Annotated in this window: 20 protein-coding genes, 4 tRNA genes and 1 other RNA gene; 15 read left to right on the top strand and 10 right to left on the bottom strand. The window is 71.6% G+C overall.

The window, feature by feature from the left end:
• The first annotated feature begins 4 nt into the window (after positions 1 to 4).
• From B7R87_RS15140 to B7R87_RS15130, 3 genes are read left to right on the top strand one after another with little or no spacing between them, the layout of a single operon-like run.
• The gene (locus B7R87_RS15140; RefSeq protein ID WP_006348213.1) at positions 5 to 1306 is read left to right on the top strand and encodes a radical SAM protein; all 1302 of its coding nucleotides are present in this window, start codon (positions 5 to 7) and stop codon (positions 1304 to 1306) included.
• Positions 1303 to 2205: a radical SAM protein gene (locus B7R87_RS15135; RefSeq protein ID WP_006348214.1), complete on the top strand. Its 903-nt coding sequence runs from the start codon at positions 1303 to 1305 to the stop codon at positions 2203 to 2205. The genes B7R87_RS15140 and B7R87_RS15135 overlap by 4 nt, the downstream gene beginning before the upstream one ends.
• Positions 2202 to 3014: a cupin domain-containing protein gene (locus B7R87_RS15130; protein WP_130584998.1), complete on the top strand. Its 813-nt coding sequence runs from the start codon at positions 2202 to 2204 to the stop codon at positions 3012 to 3014. The genes B7R87_RS15135 and B7R87_RS15130 overlap by 4 nt, the downstream gene beginning before the upstream one ends.
• Before the next feature lie 58 nt (positions 3015 to 3072).
• Here B7R87_RS15130 and aspS read toward each other — a convergent pair whose 3' ends face one another.
• Both aspS and B7R87_RS15115 read right to left on the bottom strand, forming a co-directional pair.
• Complete coding sequence (aspS, locus tag B7R87_RS15125) at positions 3073 to 4383, bottom strand: aspartate--tRNA(Asn) ligase (protein ID WP_006348216.1); 1311 nt, start codon at positions 4381 to 4383, stop codon at positions 3073 to 3075.
• Between the two features lie 845 nt (positions 4384 to 5228).
• Positions 5229 to 5316 (bottom strand) — tRNA-Ser (locus B7R87_RS15115).
• Positions 5317 to 5388: 72 nt separating this feature from the next.
• Here B7R87_RS15115 and ffs point away from each other — a divergent pair.
• From ffs to B7R87_RS15085, 6 genes are all read left to right on the top strand, one after another.
• Positions 5389 to 5487, top strand: an RNA gene (ffs, locus tag B7R87_RS15110) — signal recognition particle sRNA small type.
• A 64-nt stretch (positions 5488 to 5551) separates the two neighbouring features.
• Entirely contained in the window at positions 5552 to 7726 is a 2175-nt protein-coding gene (locus B7R87_RS15105) for a DNA polymerase III subunit gamma and tau (protein WP_130585000.1), read from the top strand.
• 61 nt (positions 7727 to 7787) lie between these two features.
• Positions 7788 to 9041 (top strand): phosphoribosylamine--glycine ligase, encoded by a 1254-nt coding sequence (gene purD / locus B7R87_RS15100; protein WP_006348219.1) that lies wholly within the window; start codon positions 7788 to 7790, stop codon positions 9039 to 9041.
• A gap of 394 nt (positions 9042 to 9435) precedes the next feature.
• Entirely contained in the window at positions 9436 to 11163 is a 1728-nt protein-coding gene (locus B7R87_RS15095; RefSeq protein ID WP_130585001.1) for a hypothetical protein, read from the top strand.
• Between the two features lie 356 nt (positions 11164 to 11519).
• Complete coding sequence (locus B7R87_RS15090; protein WP_006348221.1) at positions 11520 to 13253, top strand: N,N-dimethylformamidase beta subunit family domain-containing protein; 1734 nt, start codon at positions 11520 to 11522, stop codon at positions 13251 to 13253.
• A 163-nt stretch (positions 13254 to 13416) separates the two neighbouring features.
• Positions 13417 to 14316: a phosphoribosylaminoimidazolesuccinocarboxamide synthase gene (locus B7R87_RS15085; RefSeq protein WP_006348222.1), complete on the top strand. Its 900-nt coding sequence runs from the start codon at positions 13417 to 13419 to the stop codon at positions 14314 to 14316.
• Positions 14317 to 14415: 99 nt separating this feature from the next.
• Here the strand turns inward: B7R87_RS15085 and B7R87_RS15080 are convergent.
• The 8 genes from B7R87_RS15080 to B7R87_RS15045 all read right to left on the bottom strand — a co-directional run bounded on the left by B7R87_RS15080 (position 14416) and on the right by B7R87_RS15045 (position 19168).
• Positions 14416 to 14488 (bottom strand) — tRNA-Gly (locus B7R87_RS15080).
• Positions 14489 to 14511: 23 nt separating this feature from the next.
• Positions 14512 to 15123: a response regulator transcription factor gene (locus tag B7R87_RS15075; protein WP_006348223.1), complete on the bottom strand. Its 612-nt coding sequence runs from the start codon at positions 15121 to 15123 to the stop codon at positions 14512 to 14514.
• Positions 15120 to 16430, bottom strand: a complete 1311-nt coding sequence (locus tag B7R87_RS15070; RefSeq protein ID WP_006348224.1) for a sensor histidine kinase — start codon at positions 16428 to 16430, stop codon at positions 15120 to 15122. The genes B7R87_RS15075 and B7R87_RS15070 overlap by 4 nt, the downstream gene beginning before the upstream one ends.
• Before the next feature lie 35 nt (positions 16431 to 16465).
• Positions 16466 to 17281 (bottom strand): ABC transporter permease, encoded by an 816-nt coding sequence (locus B7R87_RS15065; protein WP_006348225.1) that lies wholly within the window; start codon positions 17279 to 17281, stop codon positions 16466 to 16468.
• 1 nt (position 17282) lies between these two features.
• Complete coding sequence (locus B7R87_RS15060) at positions 17283 to 18200, bottom strand: ABC transporter ATP-binding protein (RefSeq protein ID WP_006348226.1); 918 nt, start codon at positions 18198 to 18200, stop codon at positions 17283 to 17285.
• Between the two features lie 142 nt (positions 18201 to 18342).
• A tRNA-Gly gene (locus B7R87_RS15055) sits at positions 18343 to 18415 on the bottom strand.
• A 78-nt stretch (positions 18416 to 18493) separates the two neighbouring features.
• Positions 18494 to 18565, bottom strand: a tRNA-Gly gene (locus B7R87_RS15050).
• A gap of 267 nt (positions 18566 to 18832) precedes the next feature.
• Entirely contained in the window at positions 18833 to 19168 is a 336-nt protein-coding gene (locus tag B7R87_RS15045) for a histone-like nucleoid-structuring protein Lsr2 (RefSeq protein ID WP_187144556.1), read from the bottom strand.
• 489 nt (positions 19169 to 19657) lie between these two features.
• On the opposite strand from B7R87_RS15045, the gene purS reads away from it, so the two are divergent.
• The 6 genes from purS to B7R87_RS15015 all read left to right on the top strand — a co-directional run bounded on the left by purS (position 19658) and on the right by B7R87_RS15015 (position 25302).
• Positions 19658 to 19906 (top strand): phosphoribosylformylglycinamidine synthase subunit PurS, encoded by a 249-nt coding sequence (purS, locus tag B7R87_RS15040; protein WP_006348228.1) that lies wholly within the window; start codon positions 19658 to 19660, stop codon positions 19904 to 19906.
• Positions 19903 to 20583 carry a phosphoribosylformylglycinamidine synthase subunit PurQ gene (gene purQ, locus B7R87_RS15035; RefSeq protein WP_006348229.1) on the top strand — a complete coding sequence of 227 codons (681 nt, stop codon included), beginning with the start codon at positions 19903 to 19905 and terminating at the stop codon, positions 20581 to 20583. Before purS ends, purQ begins: the two co-directional genes overlap by 4 nt.
• Positions 20580 to 22829, top strand: coding sequence for a phosphoribosylformylglycinamidine synthase subunit PurL (gene purL / locus B7R87_RS15030; RefSeq protein ID WP_006348230.1), 2250 nt, complete (start codon positions 20580 to 20582; stop codon positions 22827 to 22829). The genes purQ and purL overlap by 4 nt, the downstream gene beginning before the upstream one ends.
• 125 nt (positions 22830 to 22954) lie before the next feature.
• Entirely contained in the window at positions 22955 to 23473 is a 519-nt protein-coding gene (locus B7R87_RS15025; RefSeq protein ID WP_040915683.1) for an ArsR/SmtB family transcription factor, read from the top strand.
• Between the two features lie 25 nt (positions 23474 to 23498).
• Positions 23499 to 24485, top strand: coding sequence for a M23 family metallopeptidase (locus B7R87_RS15020; RefSeq protein ID WP_006348232.1), 987 nt, complete (start codon positions 23499 to 23501; stop codon positions 24483 to 24485).
• 10 nt (positions 24486 to 24495) lie between these two features.
• A complete protein-coding gene (locus B7R87_RS15015; protein WP_006348233.1) occupies positions 24496 to 25302 on the top strand; it encodes a maleylpyruvate isomerase family mycothiol-dependent enzyme in 807 nt (268 codons plus the stop codon).
• The last annotated feature ends 4 nt before the right edge of the window (positions 25303 to 25306 follow it).

Raw genomic sequence — 25306 nt, 5'->3', positions numbered from 1 at the left:
CACCATGGCCGTCCCCCGGATGCTGTGGGGGAAGTACTTCCAGTACGAACGGGACGGGGAAGCGGTTCTCCTCGACCCGGTCGCGCTGGACAGTGTGTTCATCGACTCCGGCGAGGTCCACGACCTCGCCGGGGTCCCCCCGACCGAGACCCATGAAGCCCTCGCCGGGCTCGGCTTCACCCCCGGCGGCCCTGCGGCCGACCGGCGCGAAGCACTCCAACACCGTCTTCGACTCCTCGGCCTCGACCGCGCCCCCAGCCGTATCAGCGGCCTGCGCGTGGTTCTCACCGACCGCTGCAACATGGCCTGCACCTACTGCTTCGTCGATACGAACAGCGGCGAGCCGGACCTGACGAAAGAAGAGCTCTCGGCAGGTCTGGAGTTCCTGTTCGAGCAGAACGCCGGCCAGGAAGAGGTGTCCATCCAGTGGTTCGGCGGCGAGCCGACCATCCGCTTCGACCTCATGAGGTACGGCGACCAGCTTGCCGACACCCTCGCCGACCGCTACGACGTGGCCAGGGTGCGCCGCACCGTGGTCACCAACGGTGCCCGCCTGACCGAGGAAGCTCTCGACCACTTCGTCGCCTACGAGTACGGAGTCGGCATCTCCATCGACGGACCACCGGGCATCAACTCCGCGCACCGGCTCCTCCTCGGAGGACAGCCCGCGGACGACCGGATCCGCCGCAACGTCGCCCGGTTCATAGAGGCAGACGGGCTCCACGTGGGCTGCAACCTCACCCCCACAGCCGCGAACATCGGACGCCTCGCCGAGACCGTCCGGTGGATCATCGACGACCTCGGGCTGAAGTTCATCTACGTCAACACGCCCATCCCGACCGCGGGCCGCTGGCAGGTCAACGGCACCGACCTGGCAAGGGAGCTGTACGAGGCCCGCCAGGCCGCTCTGACACGGGGCGGAATGCTGTTCTCCGTACTGGACCGCGCCTTCCAGGCCCTCGACACCCGGCGTCCGATGCTGTTCGACCACATGCAGGGCGACCGCAGCCTGAACGCCGCCCTGCTGCCCGGCAACCGGGTCAGCCTGTGCGACATCAACTTCACCGAGCCGTCGTTCCTGCACACCCTCGACGAGTTACGGGCCGATCCCGGACTCCTGGCCGGCGTGGCGAAGAGGGTCACGCCGATCCCCGAGTGCGGGAACTGCCCGGCGCTCGCGATCTGCGGCGGACCGTCCCGCAACGAACAGGCCCTCATCGGCGGCAGCACCCCGGACCCCGAGATGTGCGCCTTCTACACGAGCACCGTGGAGATCGCCGTCTGGGACAACACGGGGGTGCAATGAGCAGCCACGTCCGTACCGCGCTGATCTCCACGGCCGGACACTGCAAGGTGGCCTGCGGATTCTGCTTCCGGGCCGACCGGGCCCACGGCTTCCTCGACACTCCGACGTACACCCGCACCCTGTCCCGGCTGAAGGAGACGGGCGTGGACGGGGTGTGTCTGACCGGCGGCGAGCCGACCCACCATCCGCAGCTCAGGCAGCTCGTACGACTGGCCCACCAGTTCGGCATGTCGGTGTCGATGGTCACCTCGGCCCGCACCATGACCGACGTGATCCGCCTCTCGCACGTGGCGGATCTTCTGGCCAATGTGACCGTCTCCGCGGATTCCCGGGGCGCGATGCTGCTGGGACGCACCACCCGTACGGCGGCCTCGGGTATCGACACGCTGCGCGCCATCAGCACCGAGACGAAGATCCTGCACGTCACCTGCTGGAACCTGAGCGACAGCGAGTGCCGGGCCCTGGCCGGCCTCGTGACCGAGGCCGGGGTGGAGGTCCAGTTCAGCCCCGTCGTTCTCGACGAGAACGCCCTGCGCCGCGACGACATGCCGGTCCAGGAGTATCTGGCAAGGCAGTGGCTCGACGCCGAGGTACTGGGACATTACTTCGACCTGTCCGATCGGTACCGGGGCTATCTCGATGAGCTGCGGGATCTTCAACTGCCCGCCGAGGGCGAGCGCCGACCGTGCTGCTCGGCGACCGCGTACGTATCCGCTGACGGCCGCATCCGGCGCTGTCCCTACGGTCAGGCGTCGGTCAGCGTCCTCGCACCCCGTGCCGCGATCGGACAGTTTCTGACCGATCCGGCGCAGGACCGGGTGACCCCGGACTGCGCCGCCATATGCCGCCCCTCCGCCACGCCCGACGACCGCGAAGCGCCGTGCAGCGTGCCCGCGTGAGCACGGGACCGAACCACCACGACTCCCTGGACCGACCGATGACGATCACGACGCCCGAAGACTTCACCCAGCAGTGGCGGCAGCCGCCGAACTTCCCGCTCGACCTCCGCTTCGACTACCTGTTCCTGCCCGCTGTCGACTTCCTCGACCACCTCCGGCGAGACGAGGAAGTCCGGTTCACGATCCTCGGGGACGAAGACTGGCAGGTACGGATGGACCGCACCGCCGCCTTCCGTGCCGCGCCGATCGAGGAGATCGTCACTTGGCCGTTCCGGCTGGTGCACTTCAACCTCAGCCGCTTCTACGGCGACCTCGTGGAGGATTTCCAGGAAGACGTCATGATCCCCTGGCGCACCCACCTGTCCGCCCGGGGCTTCACCTGGCAGCGCCTGGCGCCGATCCTGTTCCTCTCCACCGAAGGCGCGTCCTCGACCTACCACAACGACAACTCACACGGCCTGGTCTGGCAGGTCCACGGCACCAAGACCTTCCACAGCTACCTCGCCCCCGACAAACATCTGCCGGCCGAGGCGGCCGTCATCGGGGAGACCACCGCCGAGGACCCGCCCGAGCATGATCGGGCGGACCGCCAGTCCATCACGATGCGACCCGGTGACCAGCTGTGGAGTCACGCCCTGACGCCTCACTGGGTCACCACCGAGTCGGCGCTCGCCATGAGCGTCACCATCTCCCACGGCGGGCTGTGCCACCGGGGCCGCTTCTCCGAGCGCGAGCTCGCGCTGCGGTCCTACTGGGACAAGAGCCCCGGCGAGGCGTGGACGCATGATCTGCGCCATGTCCGCTACTGAGACCGCGTCCCACGGCACGAGCGGGCGCTCCGTGCCGTGGGACCCGGCTCCCGCCCGATTACGGGGTGAGCCGGTTCGGTCCCCGGAAGAGGAAGCTGGCCTCACGGATGGAGTCCAGGCCGAGCATCACCATCAGCACCCGTCCGAGCCCCATGCCGAGACCACCGTGCGGCGGGCATCCGTACCGGAACGCGTTCAGGTAGTCCTGCAGCGGCTCGGGGCTCATGCCCTTCTCGGCGGCCTGCTTCAGCAGCACGTCGTACCGGTGCTCACGCTGGGCACCGGTGGTGACCTCCAGGCCCTTCCAGAGAAGGTCGAAGCTGAGCGTCACGCTCGGGTCGTCGGCCGGCCGCATGTGGTAGAAGGGCCGGATGCCCACCGGGTAGTGGGTGATGAAGACGAACTCGTGCCCGGTGGCCTCCTTGATATGGGCGGAGATGCTCCGCTCGCCCTCCGGGTCCAGGTCCTCCTTGATCCCCTCCGGGTCCCAGCCGCCCTCGCGCAGGATCTTGTGCGCCTCGGCCATGGTGATGCGGGGGAAGGGCGTTGTGGGGACGGTGACCTCGACACCGAAGTGCTCGGCGATCGCCTCACCGTGCGCGTCGGCGACCTTGGCGATGGCATGGGCGAGCATCTGTTCCTCGAACGCCATCACGTCCTCAACGCCGTCGATCCACGCCAGCTCGACGTCGACGCCCGTGAACTCGGTCGCGTGCCGGGAGGTGAACGACGGTTCGGCACGGAAGACCGGCCCGATCTCGAAGACCTTGTCGATCCCGGCGGAGATCGCCATCTGCTTGTAGAACTGCGGCGACTGCGCCAGATAGGCGCTGCGGTCGAAGTAGCCGAGCTTGAAGACCTCCGCACCGGACTCGGAGGCGGTGCCCATGAGCTTGGGGGTGTGCATCTCCGTGGCGCCCTGCGCGTAGGCGTACTCGCGCATGCCCTGCTCCAGGGTGGTCTGCACGGCGAACATCAGCTGGGTGGCGGGCCGGCGGCGTACGTCGAGGAAGCGCCAGTCCAGGCGCTGCTCCAGACCGGTGTGCTCGTCGATCGGCAGCGGGGTGGCGGCCAGGTTCAGGATCTCGACTGCTTCGGGGACGATCTCCAGGCCGCCGAGCTTGACCTGGGCGGCGTCGACGACGCGGCCGGTGATGCGGACGGCGGACTCGGGGGTGAGGGATTCGAGCCGGGCTTCCAGCGGTCCGCCGTCGCGCCGGTGGGTCACCTGCACCATGCCGGTGCCGTCCCGTACGACGACGAATTGCATCTTGCTCTGCAGCCGGAGGGTGTTCACCCATCCGCAGACGGAGACGGTACGGCCAACGTGTTCTCGCAGGTCGGAGACGTGTACGCGGCTGTGGATCATTTCGGTCCTCCGAAGGACTTCGTCATGATCCCTTGGGAGTGCGGGCGAGAAGGGGAACTCGCGGTACCACCGCACTTTCGCCGCCACCCAGGTGGCGGCCTCGTTCGTACCCGGTCACGGGGGTCAGCCGGCGGGGCATGGGGCCATCGGACGTGGCCGTTCCTCCCCGCGCTCAGGAGGGTCTTCGCCTCGGGGCGCGAGACCGCCTTCCCAGCTACCGGCGGCTCTCTCTGCTCGCGTGAACCCTGGTTACTCGTCTCCGTCAACGCGTTGCCCAGCAGGATACGGACCGGGCGCCCGCGCTCGCAATCACATACGTCCCCGGATGGCTTGGGGGACTGGTCTGGACGCGATCTTGGAATGTCCCATCGGGTGGTCCGGCGCCGCACGACAACCATGGCGGGACGGGCCCAGGGCGGTGGGAGCGGGAATGATGCCTGGCCGATCTCTGGACATCCACCCGGCCCGATGGTGGTGAGGCAGTGCGGCGCGCACTCGAAGACGCCTCCATGGGCCGCTGGGAAGGGCCGCATGACCTGCTGATCTCCACGGGTCCGGACTGGGACCCACGGATCTTCCGCCTCCAAGTCCTCGCAGAAGCTGAGGCCCGGCTCGGATTCGCCGACCAGGAGATCGACCGGAGCCGCCGCGCAGGCGAAGACAGCTGGTTCGTCAGTGATGCCCGGCTTCTTCGCGAGCTGATGCGGAGGCACGGGCGAAACGCGGCCAGTACCGCGGCGTGTGCTGGGCCGTCCTCAACGGCTATAGCCAGGCATGGGAACCATGCACGTCGAAGGCCCCGCTGCAAGCAGCGGGGCCTTCGACGTTAGTGCCCGGTGAGGCACTGGCGGAGGATACGAGATTCGAACTCGTGAGGGGTTGCCCCCAACACGCTTTCCAAGCGTGCGCCCTAGGCCTCTAGGCGAATCCTCCGCGGCAAACAATACAAGACGCTGAGCAGTGCTCGCGAACTCGTTCCCACCCCCCGGGATCGGGTACCCTGTGCGGAGCCCCTCACGTGGCGCTATCTGACTGAACTCCCCCAGGGCCGGAAGGCAGCAAGGGTAGGTCGGCTCTGGCGGGTGCGTGGGGGGCGCTTGCGTTGTGCGGGGGTGCGGGTGGGGGCAGTGGGGGACGGTTGTCGGTGGGGACCGATAGCCTCGTAGGTGTGTCGTCGCTTGCGTTGTACCGCCGCTATCGCCCGGAATCGTTCGCCGAGGTCATCGGGCAGGAGCATGTCACTGACCCGTTGCAGCAGGCCCTGCGGAACAACCGGGTCAATCACGCGTACCTGTTCAGCGGGCCGCGCGGGTGCGGCAAGACGACCAGTGCGCGGATCCTGGCCCGCTGTCTGAACTGCGAGCAGGGGCCGACGCCGACCCCCTGCGGAGAGTGCCGGTCCTGCCGGGACCTCGCGCGCAACGGGCCCGGGTCCATTGATGTCATCGAGATCGACGCGGCCTCGCACGGCGGTGTGGACGACGCCCGTGACCTGCGGGAAAAGGCGTTCTTCGGGCCGGCGGGCAGCCGCTACAAGATCTACATCATCGACGAGGCCCATATGGTCACCCCGCAGGGCTTCAATGCCCTGCTGAAGGTGGTCGAGGAGCCGCCGGAGCATCTGAAGTTCATCTTCGCGACCACCGAGCCGGAGAAGGTCATCGGGACCATCCGCTCGCGTACGCACCACTACCCGTTCCGGCTCGTCCCCCCCGGGACCCTGCGGGACTATCTGGGCGAGGTGTGCGGTCAGGAGAAGATCCCCGTCGCCGACGGGGTCCTGCCGCTGGTCGTCCGGGCCGGTGCCGGGTCCGTGCGGGACTCCATGTCGGTGATGGACCAGCTGCTGGCGGGGGCCACCGAGGAGGGTGTGACCTATGCCATGGCCACCGGCCTCCTCGGGTACACGGACGGTTCCCTGCTCGACTCCGTCGTGGACGCCTTCGCCGCCGGTGACGGCGCCGCGGCCTTCGAGGTCGTCGACCAGATCGTCGAGGGCGGCAACGACCCCCGGCGCTTCGTCGCCGATCTGCTGGAGCGGCTGCGCGATCTGGTGATCCTGGCCGCCGTCCCCGACGCCGCCGAGAAGGGCCTCATCGACGCCCCCGCCGATGTCGTCGAGCGGATGCAGGGGCAGGCCTCCGTCTTCGGCGCCGCCGAGCTGAGCCGCGCCGCCGACCTGGTCAACACCGGGCTCACCGAGATGCGCGGGGCCACCGCGCCCCGGCTCCAGCTGGAGCTGATCTGCGCCCGAGTGCTGCTGCCCGGCGCCTTCGACGACGAGCGTTCGCTCCAGGCCCGGCTCGACCGGCTGGAGCGCGGCGTCGCCGCGGGTGCGACCTTCTCCGCCGGGCTGGCCGCGCCCGCGCCCGGCGGTGTGCCCATGGGGTACGGAGGCGGGGGAGCGGCCTCCGCCGCGCACCCCCCCCAGGCCGTACCCGCCGCCCCTGAGCCCGTCGCCCCCGTCGCTCCCGCCGCGCCGCAGGGCCCGCCCGCCGCCCCCGAGCCCGCCCAGCAGCAGGCCCCTGCCCAGCCCTCCCAGCAGCGGCCCGGAGCCTGGCCCGGCGCCGGTTCCTCCGCGGGCGACGGCGGCCGGCGGCCCGGCGGCTGGCCCACCGCCACCGCGCCCGGCGAGGGCACCCGGCCCGCGCCGGCGCCCGCCGCGCCGTCCGCGCCGGTTCCGGAGCCCCAGTCGTCCCAAGCCCCCGCCCCCGCCGCGCCCGGAATGGCGCAGGGCGCCGCCCAGGTGCGGAACATGTGGCCCGGGATCCTGGAGGCCGTGAAGAACCGCCGCCGCTTCACCTGGATTCTCCTCAGCCAGAACGCCCAGGTCGCCGGGTTCGACGGCACCACGCTCCAGATCGGCTTCCTCAACCCCGGCGCCCGCGACAACTTCGCGACCAGCGGCAGCGAAGAAGTCCTCCGCCAGGCCCTGGCCGAGCAGTTCCACGTCCAGTGGAAGATCGAAGCCATCGTCGACCCCACGGGCGGCGCCGGCGGACCCTCGGGCCCCGGCGGCGGCGGAAGCGGTGGCTACGGCAGGCCCTCCCAGGCCCCCGCCACCCCCCAGCGCCCCGCGGCCCCCGCCACCCCGAGCGGCCCCCCGCCCGCTCCCGCCCAGGCCCCGTCGGCTCCCGCGCAGCAGCCGCCCGCCGAGCGCCCCCCGGCCGCGCAGCCCCCGCCGCCGGCCCCCGAGGCGTACAGCGGCCCCCCGCCCGTCGCCCCCGAGGACGACATCCCGGAGGACGACGACCCCGACCTCGTCGACTCCGCGCTCTCCGGCCACGACCTGATCGTGCGCGAGCTGGGCGCCACCATCCTGGAGGAATATACGAACGAGTAGAGCGGCCGCTTAGGAGGCCCGTACAGAAGGGCACGGCTCCCGGCCGGTTAGGCTGGCGCCCGTGAAGGTCCTCGTCATCGGCGGCGGCGCCCGCGAACACGCCCTGTGCCGCTCTCTCTCCCTCGACCCCGACGTCACCGCTGTGCACTGCGCGCCCGGCAATGCGGGCATCGGCGAGGTCGCCGAACTGCACCCGGTCGACGCACTCGACGGTGCCGCCGTCGCCCGCCTCGCGGCCGATCTGGAAGCCGGTCTCGTCGTCGTGGGGCCGGAGGCACCGCTCGTCGCCGGGGTCGCCGATGCCGTCCGCGCCGCCGGGATCCCGTGCTTCGGCCCCTCCGGGGAAGCCGCACAGCTCGAAGGCTCCAAGGCTTTCGCCAAGGACGTCATGGCCGCGGCCGGAGTGCCCACCGCCCGCTCCTACGTCTGCACGAACGCCGAGGAGATCGACGAGGCCCTCGACGCCTTCGGCGCCCCCTACGTCGTCAAGGACGACGGTCTGGCCGCCGGAAAGGGCGTCGTCGTCACCGGCGACCTCGCCACCGCCCGGGCCCATGCCCTCGCCTGCGACCGCGTCGTCATCGAGGAGTACCTCGACGGCCCCGAGGTCTCCCTCTTCGCGATCACCGACGGCGAGACCGTCGTCCCGCTCACCCCCGCCCAGGACTTCAAGCGCGCCCTCGACGGCGACGAGGGCCCCAACACCGGCGGTATGGGTGCCTACTCCCCGCTGCCCTGGGCCGATCCCAAGCTCGTCGACGACGTCATGTCCACGGTCCTCCAGCCGACCGTGGACGAGCTGCGCCGCCGCGGTACGCCGTTCGCCGGACTGCTCTACGCGGGCCTGGCGATCACCTCCCGCGGCGTCCGCGTCATCGAGTTCAACGCCCGCTTCGGCGACCCGGAGACCCAGGTCGTCCTCGCCCGGCTGCGCACCCCCCTCGCGGGCGTCCTGCTCCACGCCGCCAAGGGCACCCTCGCCGACGAGCCGCCGCTGCGCTGGCACGAGGACGCGGCCGTCACCGTCGTCGTCGCCTCCCACAACTACCCGGACACCCCGCGTACCGGCGACCCGATCACCGGGCTCGCGGAGGTCGCGGGGCAGGACGCGCCGCACGCGTACGTCCTCCACGCCGGTACCCGGCAGGACGGCGACACCGTCGTCAGCGCGGGCGGCCGGGTGCTTTCGGTCACCGCGACCGGAAAGGACCTGCGCGAGGCCCGGGAGCGTGCGTACGCCGCCGTCGGCCGGATCGGCCTGGACGGCTCCCACCACCGTACGGACATCGCCCGCGACGCCGCCGAGTCCGCATAGACACGGGGCGCCTGCCGAGATACGCAGGGAAACGGGCCGGGACCGGGGCAGCTCCCCGGGCCCGGCCCGTTTCCGTACCCGGCGGTACGTACCCCGGCGCCACCGCCCCCGATACGGGCCCGTTCCGCACCGCCCTACCCACCCGGAACAGCGCATTCACGCCGTCTACACACGGAACTCACACCGCCCACCCATTCGTCAGCACCTTTGCCCAAGGCCATTCCATCGAGTGACGCTCGGCCATCCGGATGACGCCCGCGACCGCCCCAACTATGGTGCGGCGAGGGCGTTCCGGCACTTGGCCCACCGGCATTGCGATGTCGGTGGCGGGTGCCACAGTGGGAGTGCACCTACACCGTCCACCGTCGCGGGGCAGAGGGGGTGAGGACCGACCGTGTCCATGACCGGAATCAATGAGTCCATCGGCGCGCGGGCCGCGCGCGCACGAGCGCTGGCCGTGCTGCGGATCCGCGGCCGGGCGGTCGCCGTCGCGATCCTTCCCGCGGCCGTGGCCGTGGTGCTCTTCGCCGGGGGTTTCTCCGGCCATATGACCGGCGGGGGCTGGGATGCCGCCCGCACCGTCGCCGCGGTGGCCGCCGTCGTCACCGCGGCGGCCGCGCTCGCCGTCGCCGCGGTGATCGCACGCGCCGAGCCGGCGCTCAGCCCGACCGTCGAACTGTCCGAGCGGTCGGCCCCCGATCTCTACCGCCTGGTCGGGGATCTCGCCGAGCGGCTCGACGTGCCCGCGCCCTCCGCGGTCGCGCTGACCCCCGACTGCGACAGCTGGCTGGAGGACCGCACCCACCCGGCCCACACTCCTCCCGGCCGTCCCAGCCATCCCGGCAGCCGGCTGCGGCGCAGCGACCGGGCACCCGTCCTGGTCATCGGCTCCCCGTTCCTCTGGTGGATGCGGGTGGCCGAGCTGCGCGCCCTGCTCGCCCCCGTCGTCGCCGGTACGGCATCGGCGGCCCAGCCCGACATAGCCACCGCGCGCCGGTTCGTCCGGGGTCTGGACGCCGCGGTGGCCCTCGCCGCCCGGCCCGCCCCCGGCCGGCGCGCCTTCGCCCCGAAAAGGCTTCTCGGGCTGCCCCGCCGGATCGCCCTCGGGTTCACCGGCCGGATCGCCCGCCTTCTGCTGCGGAGCTGCCGGGTGCATGCTGCGGAGATGGAGCGCGGAGTCGCCGCCGCCGCGTCCGAACGCGCCCAGTCCGTCGACTACGGCCTGCGGATCGTCGCCCAGGAGCAGGTCGGCCTGGCGTACGCGGGCTGGGACCGGCTGCTGACCCGCGTCGCGCTGCCCGCCTGGCGCATGGGTCGCTGGCCCTCCCGGCTGGACGCCGGAGTGGTGTCCGCGCTCACCGAGCTGTCCCGCCGCGACCGGCTCGCCGAGGGCTTCGCCTCCCGGCTCGGCGAGCGGCCCGCCTGCGATCTGCTGGAGGAGCCGGGTGCCGTCGACGAGGCCACGTCCCTCCTCGCCGCCCGCCTCTTCCACGGCGGCCCCGCCCAACCCGGACCCGACTGGTCCCCCGTCGACTGGCGGCAGTATCCGGAAGAGGTCGTAGACCGCAAATGGCGTACGGAGGCGGCCCGCCTCCACCATGTACTCGACGCATCGGAGCCCACCGCCGCCGGATCCGACGACGATCCCACCCTCGAACGGATCCTGGCCCATCTCTCGGGGCCCCGCCCGGAAGCCGTCGACCGGCTCGCGGCCGGAATCACCGCCGCCGTCGCCCGCGAGGAGGCGGCCCGGACCCACCGGGGCGGCGGCCCGGGCGCGACGGGACCGGACCAGGGGGCCGCCGCCCCGGCGGCCGTCGACGCGCCCCACGGCTGGGGCGCCGACCCGCTGCCCCTCTTCCCCCTCCAGCCGCCGCGCACCGGCCGGGACCTCCTCGCCGACCATGTCACCGCGATGGTCTGCTGCGCCGCCGTCGACACCGCAGGGGCCCTCCCCGGCCTCGACTGGCTGGACGGCCCGGTCCTCCTGCTGCACGAGGAGCGGTGCGCCGATCTCTCCTCCGGGGTCCTCGCCCTGACGGAGGACGGTGACCCGGGACCGCTGCGCGCCTGGCTCGCGGCCACGGGTGTCCGGGCGGAGAAGCCCGTACGCCTGGTGTAGTGCAGGGCGCTCGTGCCGTGACGCCCCAGTGGCCTTGGCCACGGCCGTCCGCCTTCCCGTAGAAACCCCGGCAAAACCGGCTTACCGCTGCCCGACCGGACACATTTTCACGACGAAGGGTGACGGGCCGAGCGCGTAATGTGATGTGCTGGGGTTGCGCCCCCGGGCGGCGTACCGAGGCTGCCGTCGACGGTCCACCGAGCCGTGCCGTACGCCTCAGGACACCGGACGGCGTACGGCGCCGGGCGCGGCGCGCACCGGCACGAGCACACCCCGGCCGCACCGGGACACGGGCGCGGCGTACGGAGAAGCGGACGTACGAGAAGGGGCGCGACGGTATGGGGGAGACGGGGCCCATGGAGAGCAGGGGGACCACCGGGAACGGCTCCCGCCGCGGCCGCACCGCCACCGGAGCGCCGACCGGCGGGGCGGAGGACGCCGAGAGCGGTACGCACGCCGGCCACGGTACGCACGGTGCGAGCGGTGCGGATGGTGCCGACCCCGCGAACCGTACGGACACCGCGAACCGCCCTGCCCCCGCGAGCCGTACGGACACCGCGAGCCGTACGGACCCCACGCCCGGTCCGGGCGCCCCGCGGGACGCGCACCGCTCCCCCCGCCCCACCGCGGCCACGCCCCCGCCCCGGGTCCCCCGCTGGGAGTCCGGTGCCCTCGCCCACGCCGTGACCGACCCCTTCGGCCAGGGCCCGCTGCCCTGGCTCCGCAGCAGCGAGCAGTACCTCGACGACACCGGCCGCGCCGTCCCCTGGTACGCCGACCCCGACCGCGGCCGCAGCACCCGCGCCCCCCGCACCGCCGACGACGTCCACCGGCAGATCAAAGGCTTCGTCTCCAACGGCCCGGTCGCCCCGGGCGAGTCCATCGACTTCCACATCACCGTCGACCCGCCGCAGCAGTTCCTCGTCGACGTCTACCGCATCGGCCACTACGCCGGACACGGCGCCTTCAAGGTCACCACCAGCCCCCGGCTCTCCGGCATCGTCCAGCACCCCCCGCTCACCGCCGGCCGCACGGTCTCCTGCCACCACTGGTGGCTCTCCTGGCGCCTCCAGATCCCCTCGTACTGGGCCGTCGGCGCCTATGTCGCCGTCCTCACCACGGCCGACGGCTACCGCTCCCACATCCCCTTCACGGTCCGCGACGACCGCGCCGCCGATCTGCTGCTGGTCCTCCCCGACATCACCTGGCAGGCGTACAACCTCTACCCCGAGGACGGCCGCACCGGCGCCAGCCTCTACCACGCCTGGGACGAGGAGGGCCGGCTGCTCGGCGAGGACTCCGCCGCGACCACGCTCTCCTTCGACCGGCCGTACGCGGGCTCCGGACTGCCGCTGCACGTCGGCCACGCCTACGACTTCATCCGCTGGGCCGAGCGGTACGGCTACGACCTCGCCTACGCCGACACCCGCGATCTGCACGCCGGACGCATCGACCCGACCACCTACCGCGGACTGGTCTTCCCCGGCCACGACGAGTACTGGTCCGTCCCCATGCGCCGCGCCGCCGAGGCCGCCCGCGACCGGGGCACCTCCCTCGTCTTCCTCTCCGCCAACACCCTCTACTGGCAGGTCGAGCTGGGCCCTTCCCCCTCCGGCGCCGAGAACCGCCTGCTGACCTGCCGCAAACGCCGCGGCCCCGGCAGATCGGCGCTCTGGCGCGAGGCCGACCGCGCCGAGCAGCAGCTGCTCGGCATCCAGTACGAGGGCCGGGTGCCCGAACCGCATCCGCTGGTCGTACGGAACGCGGACCACTGGCTCTGGGAGGCCACCGGCGCGGGGGAGGGCGACGAACTGCCCGGCCTGGTCGCGGGCGAGGCCGACCGCTACTTCCCGCGCACCCCGCTGCCCGAGCACCGCCGCCGGATCCTCCTCGCCCACTCCCCCTACCCGGACGGCGCGGGGGTGCTGCGCCACCAGGAGACCTCCCTCTACCGCGCACCGTCCGGCGCCCTCGTCTTCGCGTCCGGCACCTTCGCCTGGTCACCCGCGCTGGACCGGCCCGGCCACGCCGACCCGAGGATCCAGCGGGCCACCGCCAATCTCCTCGACCGGATCTGCAAGCGCGACTGACGCAGACGCGACTGACGCAGACGCGACCGGCGCAGACGCGCCCGGCGCGGGGACGCCCGCCCCGAGCGCGACCGGAGTCACGGGCGGCCCGTCAGGCAGACGCCCGGCCCCTGCTGAGACAATCGGCCCCAGCCACGCACGTCGGAAACCACCAGGAGCAGCCGTGTCCGGATTCGTCGAAAAGCCCGAGGCGCCGCAGGTGCCGGGGCTGGTCCACCTCCACACCGGCAAGGTGCGGGAGCTGTACCGCAACGACGCGGGTGACCTCGTGATGGTCGCGACCGACCGCATCTCCGCCTACGACTGGGTGCTGCCGACCGAGATCCCCGACAAGGGCCGGGTCCTCACCCGCCTTTCGCTGTGGTGGTTCGACCGCCTCACCGACCTGATCCCCCACCACGTCCTGAGCACCGAGCCGCCCGCCGGGGCCCCCGCCGACTGGGAAGGCCGCACCCTGGTCTGCAAATCGCTGCGGATGATCCCCGTCGAAGCGGTCGCCCGCGGCTATCTCACCGGCTCCGGGCTCGCCGAGTACAACGAGACGCGTACGGTCTGCGGGCTCGCGCTCCCCGAAGGACTCGTCGACGGCTCCGAACTGCCCGCGCCGATCTTCACCCCCGCCACCAAGGCCGAGGTCGGGGACCACGACGAGAACGTCCCCTACGAGGAGGTCGCCCGGCGGATCGGCGCCGAGCCCGCGGCGCTGCTGCGGCAGACGACGCTCGCGGTCTACGGCCGGGCCCGGGACATCGCCCGCGAGCGGGGCATCGTCCTGGCCGACACCAAATTCGAGTTCGGCTACGACGACGCCGGGCAGCTGGTCCTCGCGGACGAGGTCCTCACACCCGACTCGTCCCGCTTCTGGCCGGCCGACCAGTGGCAGCCGGGCCGCGCCCAGCCGTCGTACGACAAGCAGTACGTCCGTGACTGGCTGACGTCCCCGGCGTCGGGCTGGGACCGCAGGAGCGAGCAGCCGCCGCCCCCGCTGCCGCCCGAGGTCACCGCCGCGACCCGGGCGAAGTACGTGGAGGCGTACGAGATGCTGACCGGCGAGACCTGGTGAGGCCGGGCCCCGGGCTCCCGGCGGACGGGAGCCCGGGGCGGTCCGCGGGCATACGTGAAAGACCCCGGCCCTCCGAGGAGGACCGGGGTCTTTTCACCGAGCGGACGACCAGGTTCGAACTGGCGACCTCAACCTTGGCAAGGTTGCGCTCTACCAACTGAGCTACGTCCGCACTGCGCCGTTGCGCGCTGCCTACTATACCCAACCGCGCTCGCGGGCGAGACGGGCCGCCGAGTGACGGTTCTCGGCGCCCAGCTTCGAAACCGCCGAGGAGAGATAGTTCCGGACCGTGCCCTGGGAGAGCGCGGCCCGCCGGGCGATCTCCGCGATCGGCGCCCCGTCCGCCGCCAGCTCCAGCACCTCGGCCTCGCGAGCGGTCAGCGGGGAGTCGCCCGCGGAGATCGCGTCCGCGGCCAACTCCGGGTCGACATAGCGATTTCCCTCGTGGACGGTACGGATGATCTCGGCGAGCCGCTGAGCGCTGACCGTCTTGGGGACGAAGGCGCGGACCCCGGCGGTCAGGGCGCGTTTGAGATGGCCCGGCAGACCATGACTGGTCACGATCATGGTCCGGCAGCCGGGCAGTTCGGCCCGCAGGGATGTGGCGACACTCACACCGTCCGCCCCCGGCATCTGCAGGTCCAGTACGGCGACATCGGGCCGGTGGATCCGGGCCATGGCGAGGGCCTCGGGGCCGGACGCGGCCTCGGCGACGACCTCCAGATCGTCTTCCAGGGCGAGCAGCGCGGCCAGGGCACCGCGGATCAGATGCTCGTCGTCGGCGAGCAGTACGCGTACGGCGGTCATGCCACATCCTCCCCACCGGCCACGGCCTCCCGGCCCGGCGCCTCCTGTTTCGCCCCGGCGCCCCCGTCCGGCCCTGCCCCGCGCGCCGCCGGAACACCCGCCGCCGGGATCCGGGCCGTCACCCGGAAACGGGCGCCGCGGACCGGGGCCGCCTCCAAGGTGCCACCCACCGCTGCCAGCCGCTCCCGCAGGCCTGCGAGGCCGGAGCCGCCGCCGTCCGGGCGGAGCGACGCCGTATCCGCACGGTCGTTCTCCACCACCAGGACGACCGCGCCGCCGACGGCTCCCAACGAGATCGTGCAGCGCCGCGGGTCCCCGTGCCGCAGCACATTGGTCGTCGCCTCCCGGACCACCCACCCCAGCGCCGACCGCGCCGGTGCCGGCAGCAGCTCGTCCACCTCGTCCGCGATGACCTTGCAGATGATTCCGGCCGCGCCCAGCACCGACCGGGCCCCCTCCAGCTCGACCCGCAGATCCGCTTCCCGGTAGCCCCGGACCACCTCGCGCACCTCGCGCTGCGAGTCCTGGGCGATCTGCTGCACCTCGACCATCTGGTCGACGGCCTCGGCACGGCCTCGCCGGGCCAACTGCACCGCCAGCTCCGATTTGAGCGCCACCACCGCCAGATTCCGGCCGAGGACATCGTGCAGATCCCGCCCGAACCGCAGCCGCTCCTCGGCGACCGCCAGCCGGGCCCGGACATCCCGGGCGTCCCGCAGCTCTCCGACGACCTTCAGTCCCCACATGGACGCGATCACGGCGAAGGCCATCCACCCGGTCATGAACGCGGCGGACAGAAAGGTGCCCACCAGGGTGGACCACGGGGCGCCGCCGAGCGCCAGCAGCCCGGTGATCCCGGTCACCAGCGAACCCTGGACCAGGACTGTGGTCCGGACCGGCACCAAGAGGCTGTGCACGAGCAGAAAGGGGATCAGTCCGCCGACGGCCAGATACACCAGACCCTCGTCGCGCCGGCCGACGACCCCGGTCATGGCGACGATCAGTCCGAGACCGGCGTTCACCGCACCCAACGCGCCGCCCGCCACCAGCAGGACCCGGGAGACCTCGCCCTGCCCCAGATAGGCGTCCATCGCACGGCGGAGCAGCCGGGCGCAGACGAAGGCCGAGACGGTGCCGGTCAGTACCCCGGTCACAGCGATCGCGGGAGTCCGCTCCCTGATGGGTTCGATCACGATCATCAGAACGAAGAAGGCCGCATTGACCCAGTGGGTGAAGTACACCGTGCCGCGGGAGTAGATATTGATCTTGGCGAGCTTGCCGCGCCCGCTCCAGCCCTTCACACGCACAGCAACCCCCTGGCTCTCACCGGCAAAACTACAGGTCAGCGGCGCGGCTCCCAGCGGAACCACCGGTTCACAGCAAACACCGAGAGCGCCACCCACGCCAAGGCCGTGAGTGCGGCCCCCAGCAGGTCCTTACCGTCGGACACCCCGAGCCAGCCGTCGCGGATCAGGGTCATCGCCCCGGTCATCGGCAGCAGCTCCGCCACCGCGCGGATGTTGTCCGGCATCAGCTCGACCGGTACGAAGAGCCCCGAACCGATCGACGAGATCATCAGCATCGGCATCACGGTGAGCTGGGAGCTCTCCACGGTCCGGGTCCACGCCGAGATCAGCGCGGCCAGCGAGGCGAGCACCGCCAGCGCCAGCACCACCCCGGCCAGCAGCAGATCCGGCCGCTGCGGCGCGCGGAGGTCGAGGAACACCACCGCCGCCACCAGCAGCAGCCCGACCTGGGCCAGCGCCAGCCCCACCGAGGGCAGTGCCGTCCCGGCGAGGATCTCCCGGTCGGAGATCTCCCCGGTGCGCAGCCGCTTGAGGACCAGTTCCTCGCGCCGCGCCACATAGGCCGAGACCAGGTTCACATGGACGACCAGCAGCAGGATGAAGCCGGTTCCGCCGATCACCGCGGCCTCGGCGATGCTCATCCCGGCCTTGCCGAGGTCCATCTCCTTCAGCGATGCCTGCATCGTCAGCACCAGCGCGAGCGGCATCGCCAGCGCCATGAAGAGCGCGGTCCGGTTCCGCAGCAGCAGGATCAGCTCGGCCCGGCCGAGGGCGGTCAGCCGCTGCGCCACCGTGGTCCGGCGGGCCGTGCCCGCTCCCGTACCCGAACCGTCCAGCACCGTTGCCGCCATGTCACATACCCGCCATTTCGGTCTGAGCTATTTCAAGGAATGCCTCTTCGAGGGAGGCGGCACGGGCGTCGAGGCCCTCCAGCTGCACCCGGTTCTCGCGGGCCCACCGCAGCAGTTCCTCCAGGGCCGTCTGGAGTTCATGGGTGCGGATCTCCACGTGCCGCCCCGCGGCCCCGGCCTTCAGGGAGAGCGGCAGCCGGGCGGCCGGTACGTCCGGCGGCAGCAGGAACCGGATCCGTGCCGGGCGCTCGGCCGTGACGTCGGCGGGGCTGCCGGTGGTGACGATCACTCCCTGGTGCATGATCGCCAGCCGGTCGGCCAGCGTCTCCGCCTCCTCCAGGTAGTGCGTGGTCAGCAGGACGGTCGTCCCGGTGTCCCGCAGCGCCCGCACCAGATCCCAGGTGTCCCGCCGCCCCTCCGCGTCGAGACCGGTGGTCGGCTCGTCGAGGAAGAGGACCTCGGGGCGGCCGATCAGCGCCAGCGCCAGGTCGAGCCGGCGCCGTTCGCCGCCGGAGAGCTGACTGACCCTGACCTTGGCCCGCGCCGCCAGCCCGACCAGCTCCAGCGCCTCGGCGACCGGACGCGCCCCGCTGGTGCAGTCGCCCCACATCCGGGCGGTCTCGGTGACCGTGAGGTCGGAGGGGAAGCCGCCTTCCTGGAGCATGACCCCGATGCGGGGGCGGACGGCGGCGCGTTCGCGGTACGGATCGTGGCCGAGGACGCGTACGGATCCGGCGGACGGGGCGGCGAGCCCTTCGAGCAGCTCGACCGTCGAGGTCTTGCCGGCGCCGTTCGTCCCGAGCAGGGCGAAGATCTCGCCGCGGGCCACGGAGAAGGAGACTCCGCGTACGGCTTCGAAGCCTCCCGCATAACTGCGCCGCAGGTCCTCGGCGGTGATCACGTACTGGTCAGTGGTCATGCCTCAAGACTTCCGCCGCCGGGTGGCCGCGGGCAGTGCGGGCTGTCACCGGCCCCGATGACATTTGTCATGGCGGAAGCCCCGGGAAGGAAGCTCAGAGAATGCGAAAGGCCCCGGTCTTTCGACCGGGGCCTTATCGCTGAGCGGACGACCAGGTTCGAACTGGCGACCTCAACCTTGGCAAGGTTGCGCTCTACCAACTGAGCTACGTCCGCATGCTCCCGCTGGGCTTTCGCCTGCGGTGCGAACACCACTGTACCCGATCCACCGGAGTGGTCGATGACAGTGATGAGAGCGGGTGACAGGGATTGCACACTGCGCCTTCCCCCTGGAAGGGGGATGTTCTACTACTGAACTACACCCGCACGCTGCTGAGGTGGGATTTTCGGCCTCGCCCCTCGGCGTGACTCAGACTTTAGCCGACTCCCCGGGGGGTTGTGCAACTCGGAACCGGGCCGGGCCGGTTCACGAGTGGATCTTGCGCCCCGAGCGGGCCCCGAGCGGGCCCGTAGGACAGCCGGAGTGCGGCCGAGGCTCGGCCGGAGCGGCGCTTCGATCATGGCCGATCACTGTCGATCACGGCGTTCCGGCGGTACGGACCCGGCCCCGCCCTCCGGCCCCGCCGCCACCGCTCAACTCGCCTTGCGGAAGGCCTCGTACACCGCCTTGGGAATCCGGCCCCGGGCCGGCACCTCCATCTTGTTGGACTGCGCCCAGGCCCGTACGGCGGCCGGGGACGGCTCCAGCGTGGTGTGCTTGTACGTGGTCCTGGCCGGCCGCCGCCGGCCGCCGGCGGGCTGCTTGCGCCCGGCCGTCAGGTAGGGCGCGAGCGCCGAACGCAGTTTCCTGGCGTTCGCGGTATTGAGGTCGATCTCGTACGACTTCCCGTCCAGGCCGAACGTGACCGTTTCCGCCGCTTCGCCTCCGTCGATGTCGTCGAAGAGCGCGACCACTACTCGCTGAGCCACGGATATCGGTCCTTTCCCGCGGTATCGCATCCTCCGGCCGATGGGCCGGGTAAGGGGGCAGCCGGTTCCGTCACCGGCTCCGGATGGTGATACCGACTTTCCGGCAATGAGGGTTACGTATTCCTTTGTACAGCGACCGACCGGGCATTGTGAAGAGCGGGCAATTGCCCGCGCGTCTTCCGTGACCGAACCCGTACTGAGGCACCCGAAGACGAACGGGAGCGGGCCGGGGGGCGTTGCCGGGATGCAGGGTGCGTTTCGGGCGGGACCGGAGCGCGGTTCCCCCTCCGGTTCGCACCACCCGCCCCACCGGAACACACCGGAGTCCGGCAAAGTGCCCGGGAAATTCTGCTGGATTTCCACCGTTTGCCGCCCCGGATGTTCCTGCCGTGTTCCCCGGTGCGACCTGTTGGATATCTACGCGAGTAGATTTTCCGGCCGGGTACGCTGAGCGGACCGCCTTCGCACCACATCACCCCGGGAGTGCCCGTGGCACGCGTCGTAGTCGACGTCATGCTCAAGCCCGAGATCCTCGACCCGCAGGGGCAGGCGGTGCAGCGCGCACTGCCCCGCCTCGGATTCGACGGCATCGCGGACGTACGTCAGGGAAAGCGTTTCGAGCTGGAGGTCGAGGGGCCGGTCGACGACGCCGCCCTCGCCCGTATCCATGAGATGGCCGAGACGTTTCTCGCCAACACCGTCATCGAAGACTTCGTTGTAAAGGTAGACGAGTCGTGACAACTCGTATCGGGGTCGTCACGTTCCCCGGCACGCTCGACGACCGGGACAGCCTTCGGGCGATCCGTCTCGCCGGCGCCGAACCCGTCTCCCTCTGGCACCGTGACAAAGATCTCCACCAGGTGGACGCCGTCGTCCTCGCCGGTGGGTTCTCCTACGGCGACTATCTCCGGGCCGGTGCCATTTCCCGCTTCTCGCCGGTGATGGAGACGATCATCGAACAGGCGAGGGCCGGTCTGCCGGTTCTCGGTATCTGCAATGGTTTCCAGATCCTCACCGAGTCGCATCTGCTGCCCGGTGCCATGCTCCGGAACAATCATCTCCACTTCATCTGCCGGGATCAGCGCCTCCGGGTGGAGAACGCGGAGACCGCATGGACCTCCGATTACTCGGCGGGCCAGGAGATCTCCGTACCCCTGAAGAACATCGACGGCCGTTACGTCGCGGACGAGCGGGTCCTCGACGAACTGGAGGCGGAGGGCCGGGTGGCGTTCCGCTATCTCGGCACCAACCCCAACGGCTCGCTGCGCGACATCGCCGGCATCACCAACGCCGAGGGCAATGTCGTCGGGCTGATGCCGCACCCGGAGCACGCCGTGGAGCCGCTGATCGGCACCGGCCGCACCGACGGCCTCCCCTTCTTCACGTCGATCATCAAGAAGCTGGTGGCAGCATGAGCCTCGACACGGTCAAGCACGCCGCGGGCACGCCCGACGCCGAACAGCCCTGGGCCGAGCTCGGGCTGAAGCAGGACGAGTACGCCCGGATCCGCGAGATCCTCGGCCGCCGTCCGACCGGTGCCGAGCTGGCCATGTACTCGGTCATGTGGTCCGAGCACTGCTCGTACAAGTCCAGCAAGGTCCATCTCCGGCAGTTCGGCGAGAAGGCCCCCGAGAACGACGCGATGCTCGTCGGCATCGGGGAGAACGCGGGCGTCGTCGACGTCGGCCAGGGCTATGCGGTCACCTTCAAGGTCGAATCGCACAACCACCCCTCCTATATCGAGCCCTACCAGGGCGCGGCCACCGGAGTCGGCGGCATCGTCCGCGACATCCTCGCGATGGGTGCCCGCCCGGTCGCCGTCGTCGACCCGCTCCGCTTCGGCGCGGCCGACCACCCCGACACCCGCCGCGTCCTGCCGGGCGTGGTCGCGGGCATCGGCGGCTACGGCAACTGCCTCGGTCTGCCGAATATCGGTGGCGAGGTCGTCTTCGACCCCTGCTACCAGGGCAATCCGCTGGTCAACGCGGGCTGTATCGGGGTCATGAAGCACGAGGACATCCATCTCGCGCAGGCTTCGGGCCCCGGCAACAAGGTCATCCTGTACGGCGCCAGGACCGGCGGCGACGGTATCGGCGGCGTCTCCGTGCTGGCCTCCGAGACCTTCGACAGCACCGGCCCCGCCAAGCGGCCCGCGGTCCAGGTCGGCGACCCCTTCCAGGAGAAGCTGCTCATCGAGTGCACCCTGGAGATCTTCCGGGAGAAGCTCGTCGCGGGCATCCAGGACCTGGGCGGCGCCGGACTGTCCTGTGCGACCAGCGAGCTGGCCAGCGCCGGTTCCGGCGGTATGCACATCGACCTCGACACCGTTCCGCTGCGCGATGCCACGCTCTCGCCCGAGGAGATCCTCATGAGCGAGTCGCAGGAGCGGATGTGCGCGATCGTCGAGCCCGGCAAGGTCGACCGCTTCCTGGAGATCTGCGAGAAGTGGGACGTCATCGCCACCGTCATCGGTGAGGTCACCGAGGGCGAGCGGCTGGAGATCTTCTGGCACGGCGAGCAGATCGTGGACGTACCGCCGCGGACCGTCGCCCACGAGGGCCCGGTGTACGAGCGTCCCTACGCCCGCCCCGCGTGGCAGGACGCCCTCCAGGCGGACGATGCGGGTGCGCTGCCCCGGCCGGCGGACTCCGCCGAGCTGCGGGCGCAGGTGCTGCGGCTGCTCTCCTCGCCGAACCAGGCGTCGAAGGCGTGGATCACCGACCAGTACGACCGGTTCGTCCAGGGCAATACGGTCCTGGCGCAGCCCGAGGACGCGGGCATGGTCCGGATCGACGAGGAGACCAACCTCGGTGTGGCGATGGCGACCGACGGCAACGGCCGGTACGCCAAGCTCGACCCGTACGCGGGCGCCCAGCTCGCGCTCGCGGAGGCGTACCGCAATGTCGCCGCCTCGGGTGCCCGGCCGCTGGCGGTCTCCGACTGCCTGAACTTCGGCTCGCCGGAGGACCCGGGCGTGATGTGGCAGTTCGCGGAGGCCACGCGCGGTCTCGCGGACGCCTGTCTGCACCTCGGTACGCCGGTGACCGGCGGCAATGTCTCCCTCTACAACCAGACCGGGGAGACGGCGATCCACCCGACGCCGGTCGTCGCCGTGCTCGGTGTGATCGACGACGTCAACCGCCGTACCCCGATCGGTTTCGCCGAGGAGGGGCAGCTGCTGTACCTCCTCGGGGACACGAAGGAGGAGTTCGGCGGTTCGGCCTGGTCGCAGGTGGTCCACGACCACCTCGGCGGGCTGCCCCCGGCGGTCGACCTCGACCGGGAGAAGCTGCTGGCCGAGATCCTGATCTCGGCCTCCCGCGACGGGATGATCGACGCGGCGCACGATCTGTCGGACGGCGGTCTGGTGCAGGCGGTCCTGGAGTCGGCCCTGCGCGGCGGGCACGGCGCGCGGCTGGTCGTCCCGGACGGTCTCTCCGCCTTTACCTTCCTGTTCAGCGAGTCGGCCGGGCGTGCGGTGGTCTCCGTACCGCGCAGCGAGGAGCTGCGGTTCACCGATATGTGCGGGGCGCGCGGGCTGCCCGTGACCCGTATCGGTGTGGTCGACGGCGATGCGCTGGAGGTGCAGGGGGAGTTCACGATCCCGCTGGACGAGGCGCGTACGGCGTACGAGGGGACGATCCCGGCGCTGCTGGCCTGACGGTCCGGCCCGAACGGCCCTTCCGAGCCCCCGTCCGCGTTCGCGCGGGCGGGGGCTCTGCCGTTCCCCGGCCCGTCCCCGAACGATGCTTGCACGTAATTTCGTAACTACGTAGGATGGGTGTCATGGACCTGGAGCAGCGCGTCGCCGAGCTGGAACTCCGGCTGGCCGCACTGGAGGAGAGGGAAGCCTTCAGCCCGGCCGGCCGGCCCGGCGAGGACCCCGGACAGGAGTCCTTCTGGGCCCTGAAGGGTCTGAAGGAGCAGCTGGCCGGCCTCGGCGCGGACACCGGCGGGGTGCTGTTCACCGGGGACGTCGCCCTGCCGACCGGCGAGCGGTACGAGTGGCAGTTCGGCCTTCTCGCGGACGTACTGCTGGACCGGGACTGGACCGCATCGGCCGACGCGCTCGCCGCACTCGGCCATCCGGTCCGGCTCCGGCTGCTGAGGGAGATCCTCGGGGGCCGCCGTACCGCCGCCGAACTGGCCGAACTCGACGGCCTCGGCACCTCCGGCCAGATCTACCACCACCTCCGCCAGCTCAGCTCCGCGGGCTGGCTCCACACCACGGGCCGCGGCCGGTACGCCGTACCGCCGGCCCGGACCGTGCCCCTGCTGGTCGCGCTCACCGCCGCCCAGCCCTGATCGCCCCCGGACCCGGGAGACCGCCATGACCGAGCCCCAGCACCAGCCCGTCACCCCGCCCGCGGCGCGCCGCAGCCGCGGCCGTCTGCACAAAGGCGTCGCCGTCGGGGCCCGGGTCTGCTGGTGGCTGGTCATCGCCCTGATCCTCCTGGACATCCTCCTGAACCGGCCCGGCGGCTGGTGGCTGCCGTTCCTCCCCGCCGCGGTGGCCATCGCGCTCGACCTGCTCCGCTCCCGGTTCGACACCCTCGGGCACCGGGACGCCGGAACACCGGCCGCGGTCCTCGTCGACGCCCCCGTCAGCGGCCGCTGGCTGGCCCACAACAGCCCGGCCGACAAGGTCCCGAGCCACGGCACGCACCAGCTCGCGCAGTCGTACGCCATCGACATCGTCGCCGCTCCGGCCGACGGCCCAAAGTCCCCCGCCTTCCGCTGGGTGTGGCCGCCGGTCCGGCGCAGCTCCGCCTTCCCGGCCTTCGGCGTCCCGCTGCTGGCGGTCGCGGACGGCACCGTCGTCCGGGCCCGGGACGGGCAGCGCGACCACCTCAGCCGCAACTCCCTGCCGATGATCGTCTATCTGATGCTCGTGGAGGCCTTCGTCCGCTCCCTGCGCGGCCCGTGGGGCATCATCGGCAACCATGTGGTGCTCGACCTCGGGGACGGCACATACGCCCTGTACGCGCACGTCAAGCGCGGTTCCCTGACCGTGAAGGACGGCGACCGGGTCAGCGCGGGACAGATCATCGGCGCCTGCGGCAACTCGGGGAACTCCACCGAACCGCACGTCCACTTCCAGCTGATGGACGGGCCGGATCCCGAGGCGGCCCGGGGTGTCCCGTTCCGCTGGCGGGGGGTGGGCCTGCCCGCGAACAAGGAGATCTTCACGGTGCCCGAGCCCGGCACCGGCCCGGAGCCCGCCGCGGCCTCCCCGGCGGAGCCCGTACCACCGCACCACGGAACCGAGTCCGCGTCCGCGGACACCGCCCCCGTCGCGGCGGCCGACACGGCCTAAGCTCGCGCCCATGCCACCGGCCAAGAAGCGTCCCCGCCGTTACGACTCCGCCAAGCTCCGTGCCGCCGTCCTCGGCCAGTACGGCACCCTCCGCGCCGCCGTCGCCGCGCTCACGCCCGAGCAGTCGGCGCTGCCCACCCGGCTCGGCGACTGGACCGTCCGGGAGCTGGCCGCGCACATCCTCCTGGCGTCCCGGCACATCGTCACCGTCACCACCGCGCCCGAACCGCCCCGCGCCGAGGCGACCCTCGCCCTGGAGGAGTGGCCCCACGCCATCCGCGCCCACGCCGGGCCGATCGGCGAGGACGCCCGGCAGCGGGCGGCCGACGGTCCGCTCCCCGAGGCGTACGGGGAACTCGCCGGCGAACTCGACGCGGCCCTGTCCGGCACCCCCGACGAACGGCGGGTCGTCACCAGGGTCGGGCCGATGCGCTTCCCGGACTACCTGGTCACCCGGGCCGTCGAACTCACCGTCCACACCGACGACCTCAACGACGCCCTCGCCCCCGCCGGAATCGAACTGCCCCTGAACCGGGACGCGCTCGCCGCCACCACCCGGCTCCTCGCCGACGCCCTGGCGAGCGCGGCACCCGGCGGTTCCGTCGAGGTACGGGTGCCGCCGTACGCGGTCGTCCAGTGCATCGAGGGCCCCCGGCACACCCGCGGCACCCCGCCCAATGTCGTCGAAACCGACCCGCTGACCTGGATCCGGCTGGCCACCGGCCGCTTGGACTGGGCGGCGGCCGTGGAGTCCGCGAAGGCCGGTGCCAGCGGCGAACGGGCCGACCTCTCCGCCGTTCTGCCCGTCCTCGGCTGACGCC

Origin of the sequence: Streptomyces tsukubensis, from assembly GCF_003932715.1 — a bacterium.
In the GTDB taxonomy this organism is placed as follows: domain Bacteria; phylum Actinomycetota; class Actinomycetes; order Streptomycetales; family Streptomycetaceae; genus Streptomyces; species Streptomyces tsukubensis.
This window is presented reverse-complemented; position numbering and strand designations above follow the sequence as displayed.

Coding starts and splice junctions, on each gene's coding strand:
- B7R87_RS15140 (WP_006348213.1), top strand. CDS start 5: ATGGCCGTCCCCCGGATGCTGTGGGGGAAGTACTTCCAGTACGAACGG.
- B7R87_RS15135 (WP_006348214.1), top strand. CDS start 1,303: ATGAGCAGCCACGTCCGTACCGCGCTGATCTCCACGGCCGGACACTGC.
- aspS (WP_006348216.1), bottom strand. CDS start 4,383: ATGATCCACAGCCGCGTACACGTCTCCGACCTGCGAGAACACGTTGGC.
- B7R87_RS15090 (WP_006348221.1), top strand. CDS start 11,520: ATGGAGAGCAGGGGGACCACCGGGAACGGCTCCCGCCGCGGCCGCACC.
- B7R87_RS15075 (WP_006348223.1), bottom strand. CDS start 15,123: ATGACCGCCGTACGCGTACTGCTCGCCGACGACGAGCATCTGATCCGC.
- B7R87_RS15065 (WP_006348225.1), bottom strand. CDS start 17,281: ATGGCGGCAACGGTGCTGGACGGTTCGGGTACGGGAGCGGGCACGGCC.
- B7R87_RS15060 (WP_006348226.1), bottom strand. CDS start 18,200: ATGACCACTGACCAGTACGTGATCACCGCCGAGGACCTGCGGCGCAGT.
- purL (WP_006348230.1), top strand. CDS start 20,580: ATGAGCCTCGACACGGTCAAGCACGCCGCGGGCACGCCCGACGCCGAA.
- B7R87_RS15025 (WP_040915683.1), top strand. CDS start 22,955: ATGGACCTGGAGCAGCGCGTCGCCGAGCTGGAACTCCGGCTGGCCGCA.
- B7R87_RS15020 (WP_006348232.1), top strand. CDS start 23,499: ATGACCGAGCCCCAGCACCAGCCCGTCACCCCGCCCGCGGCGCGCCGC.
- B7R87_RS15015 (WP_006348233.1), top strand. CDS start 24,496: ATGCCACCGGCCAAGAAGCGTCCCCGCCGTTACGACTCCGCCAAGCTC.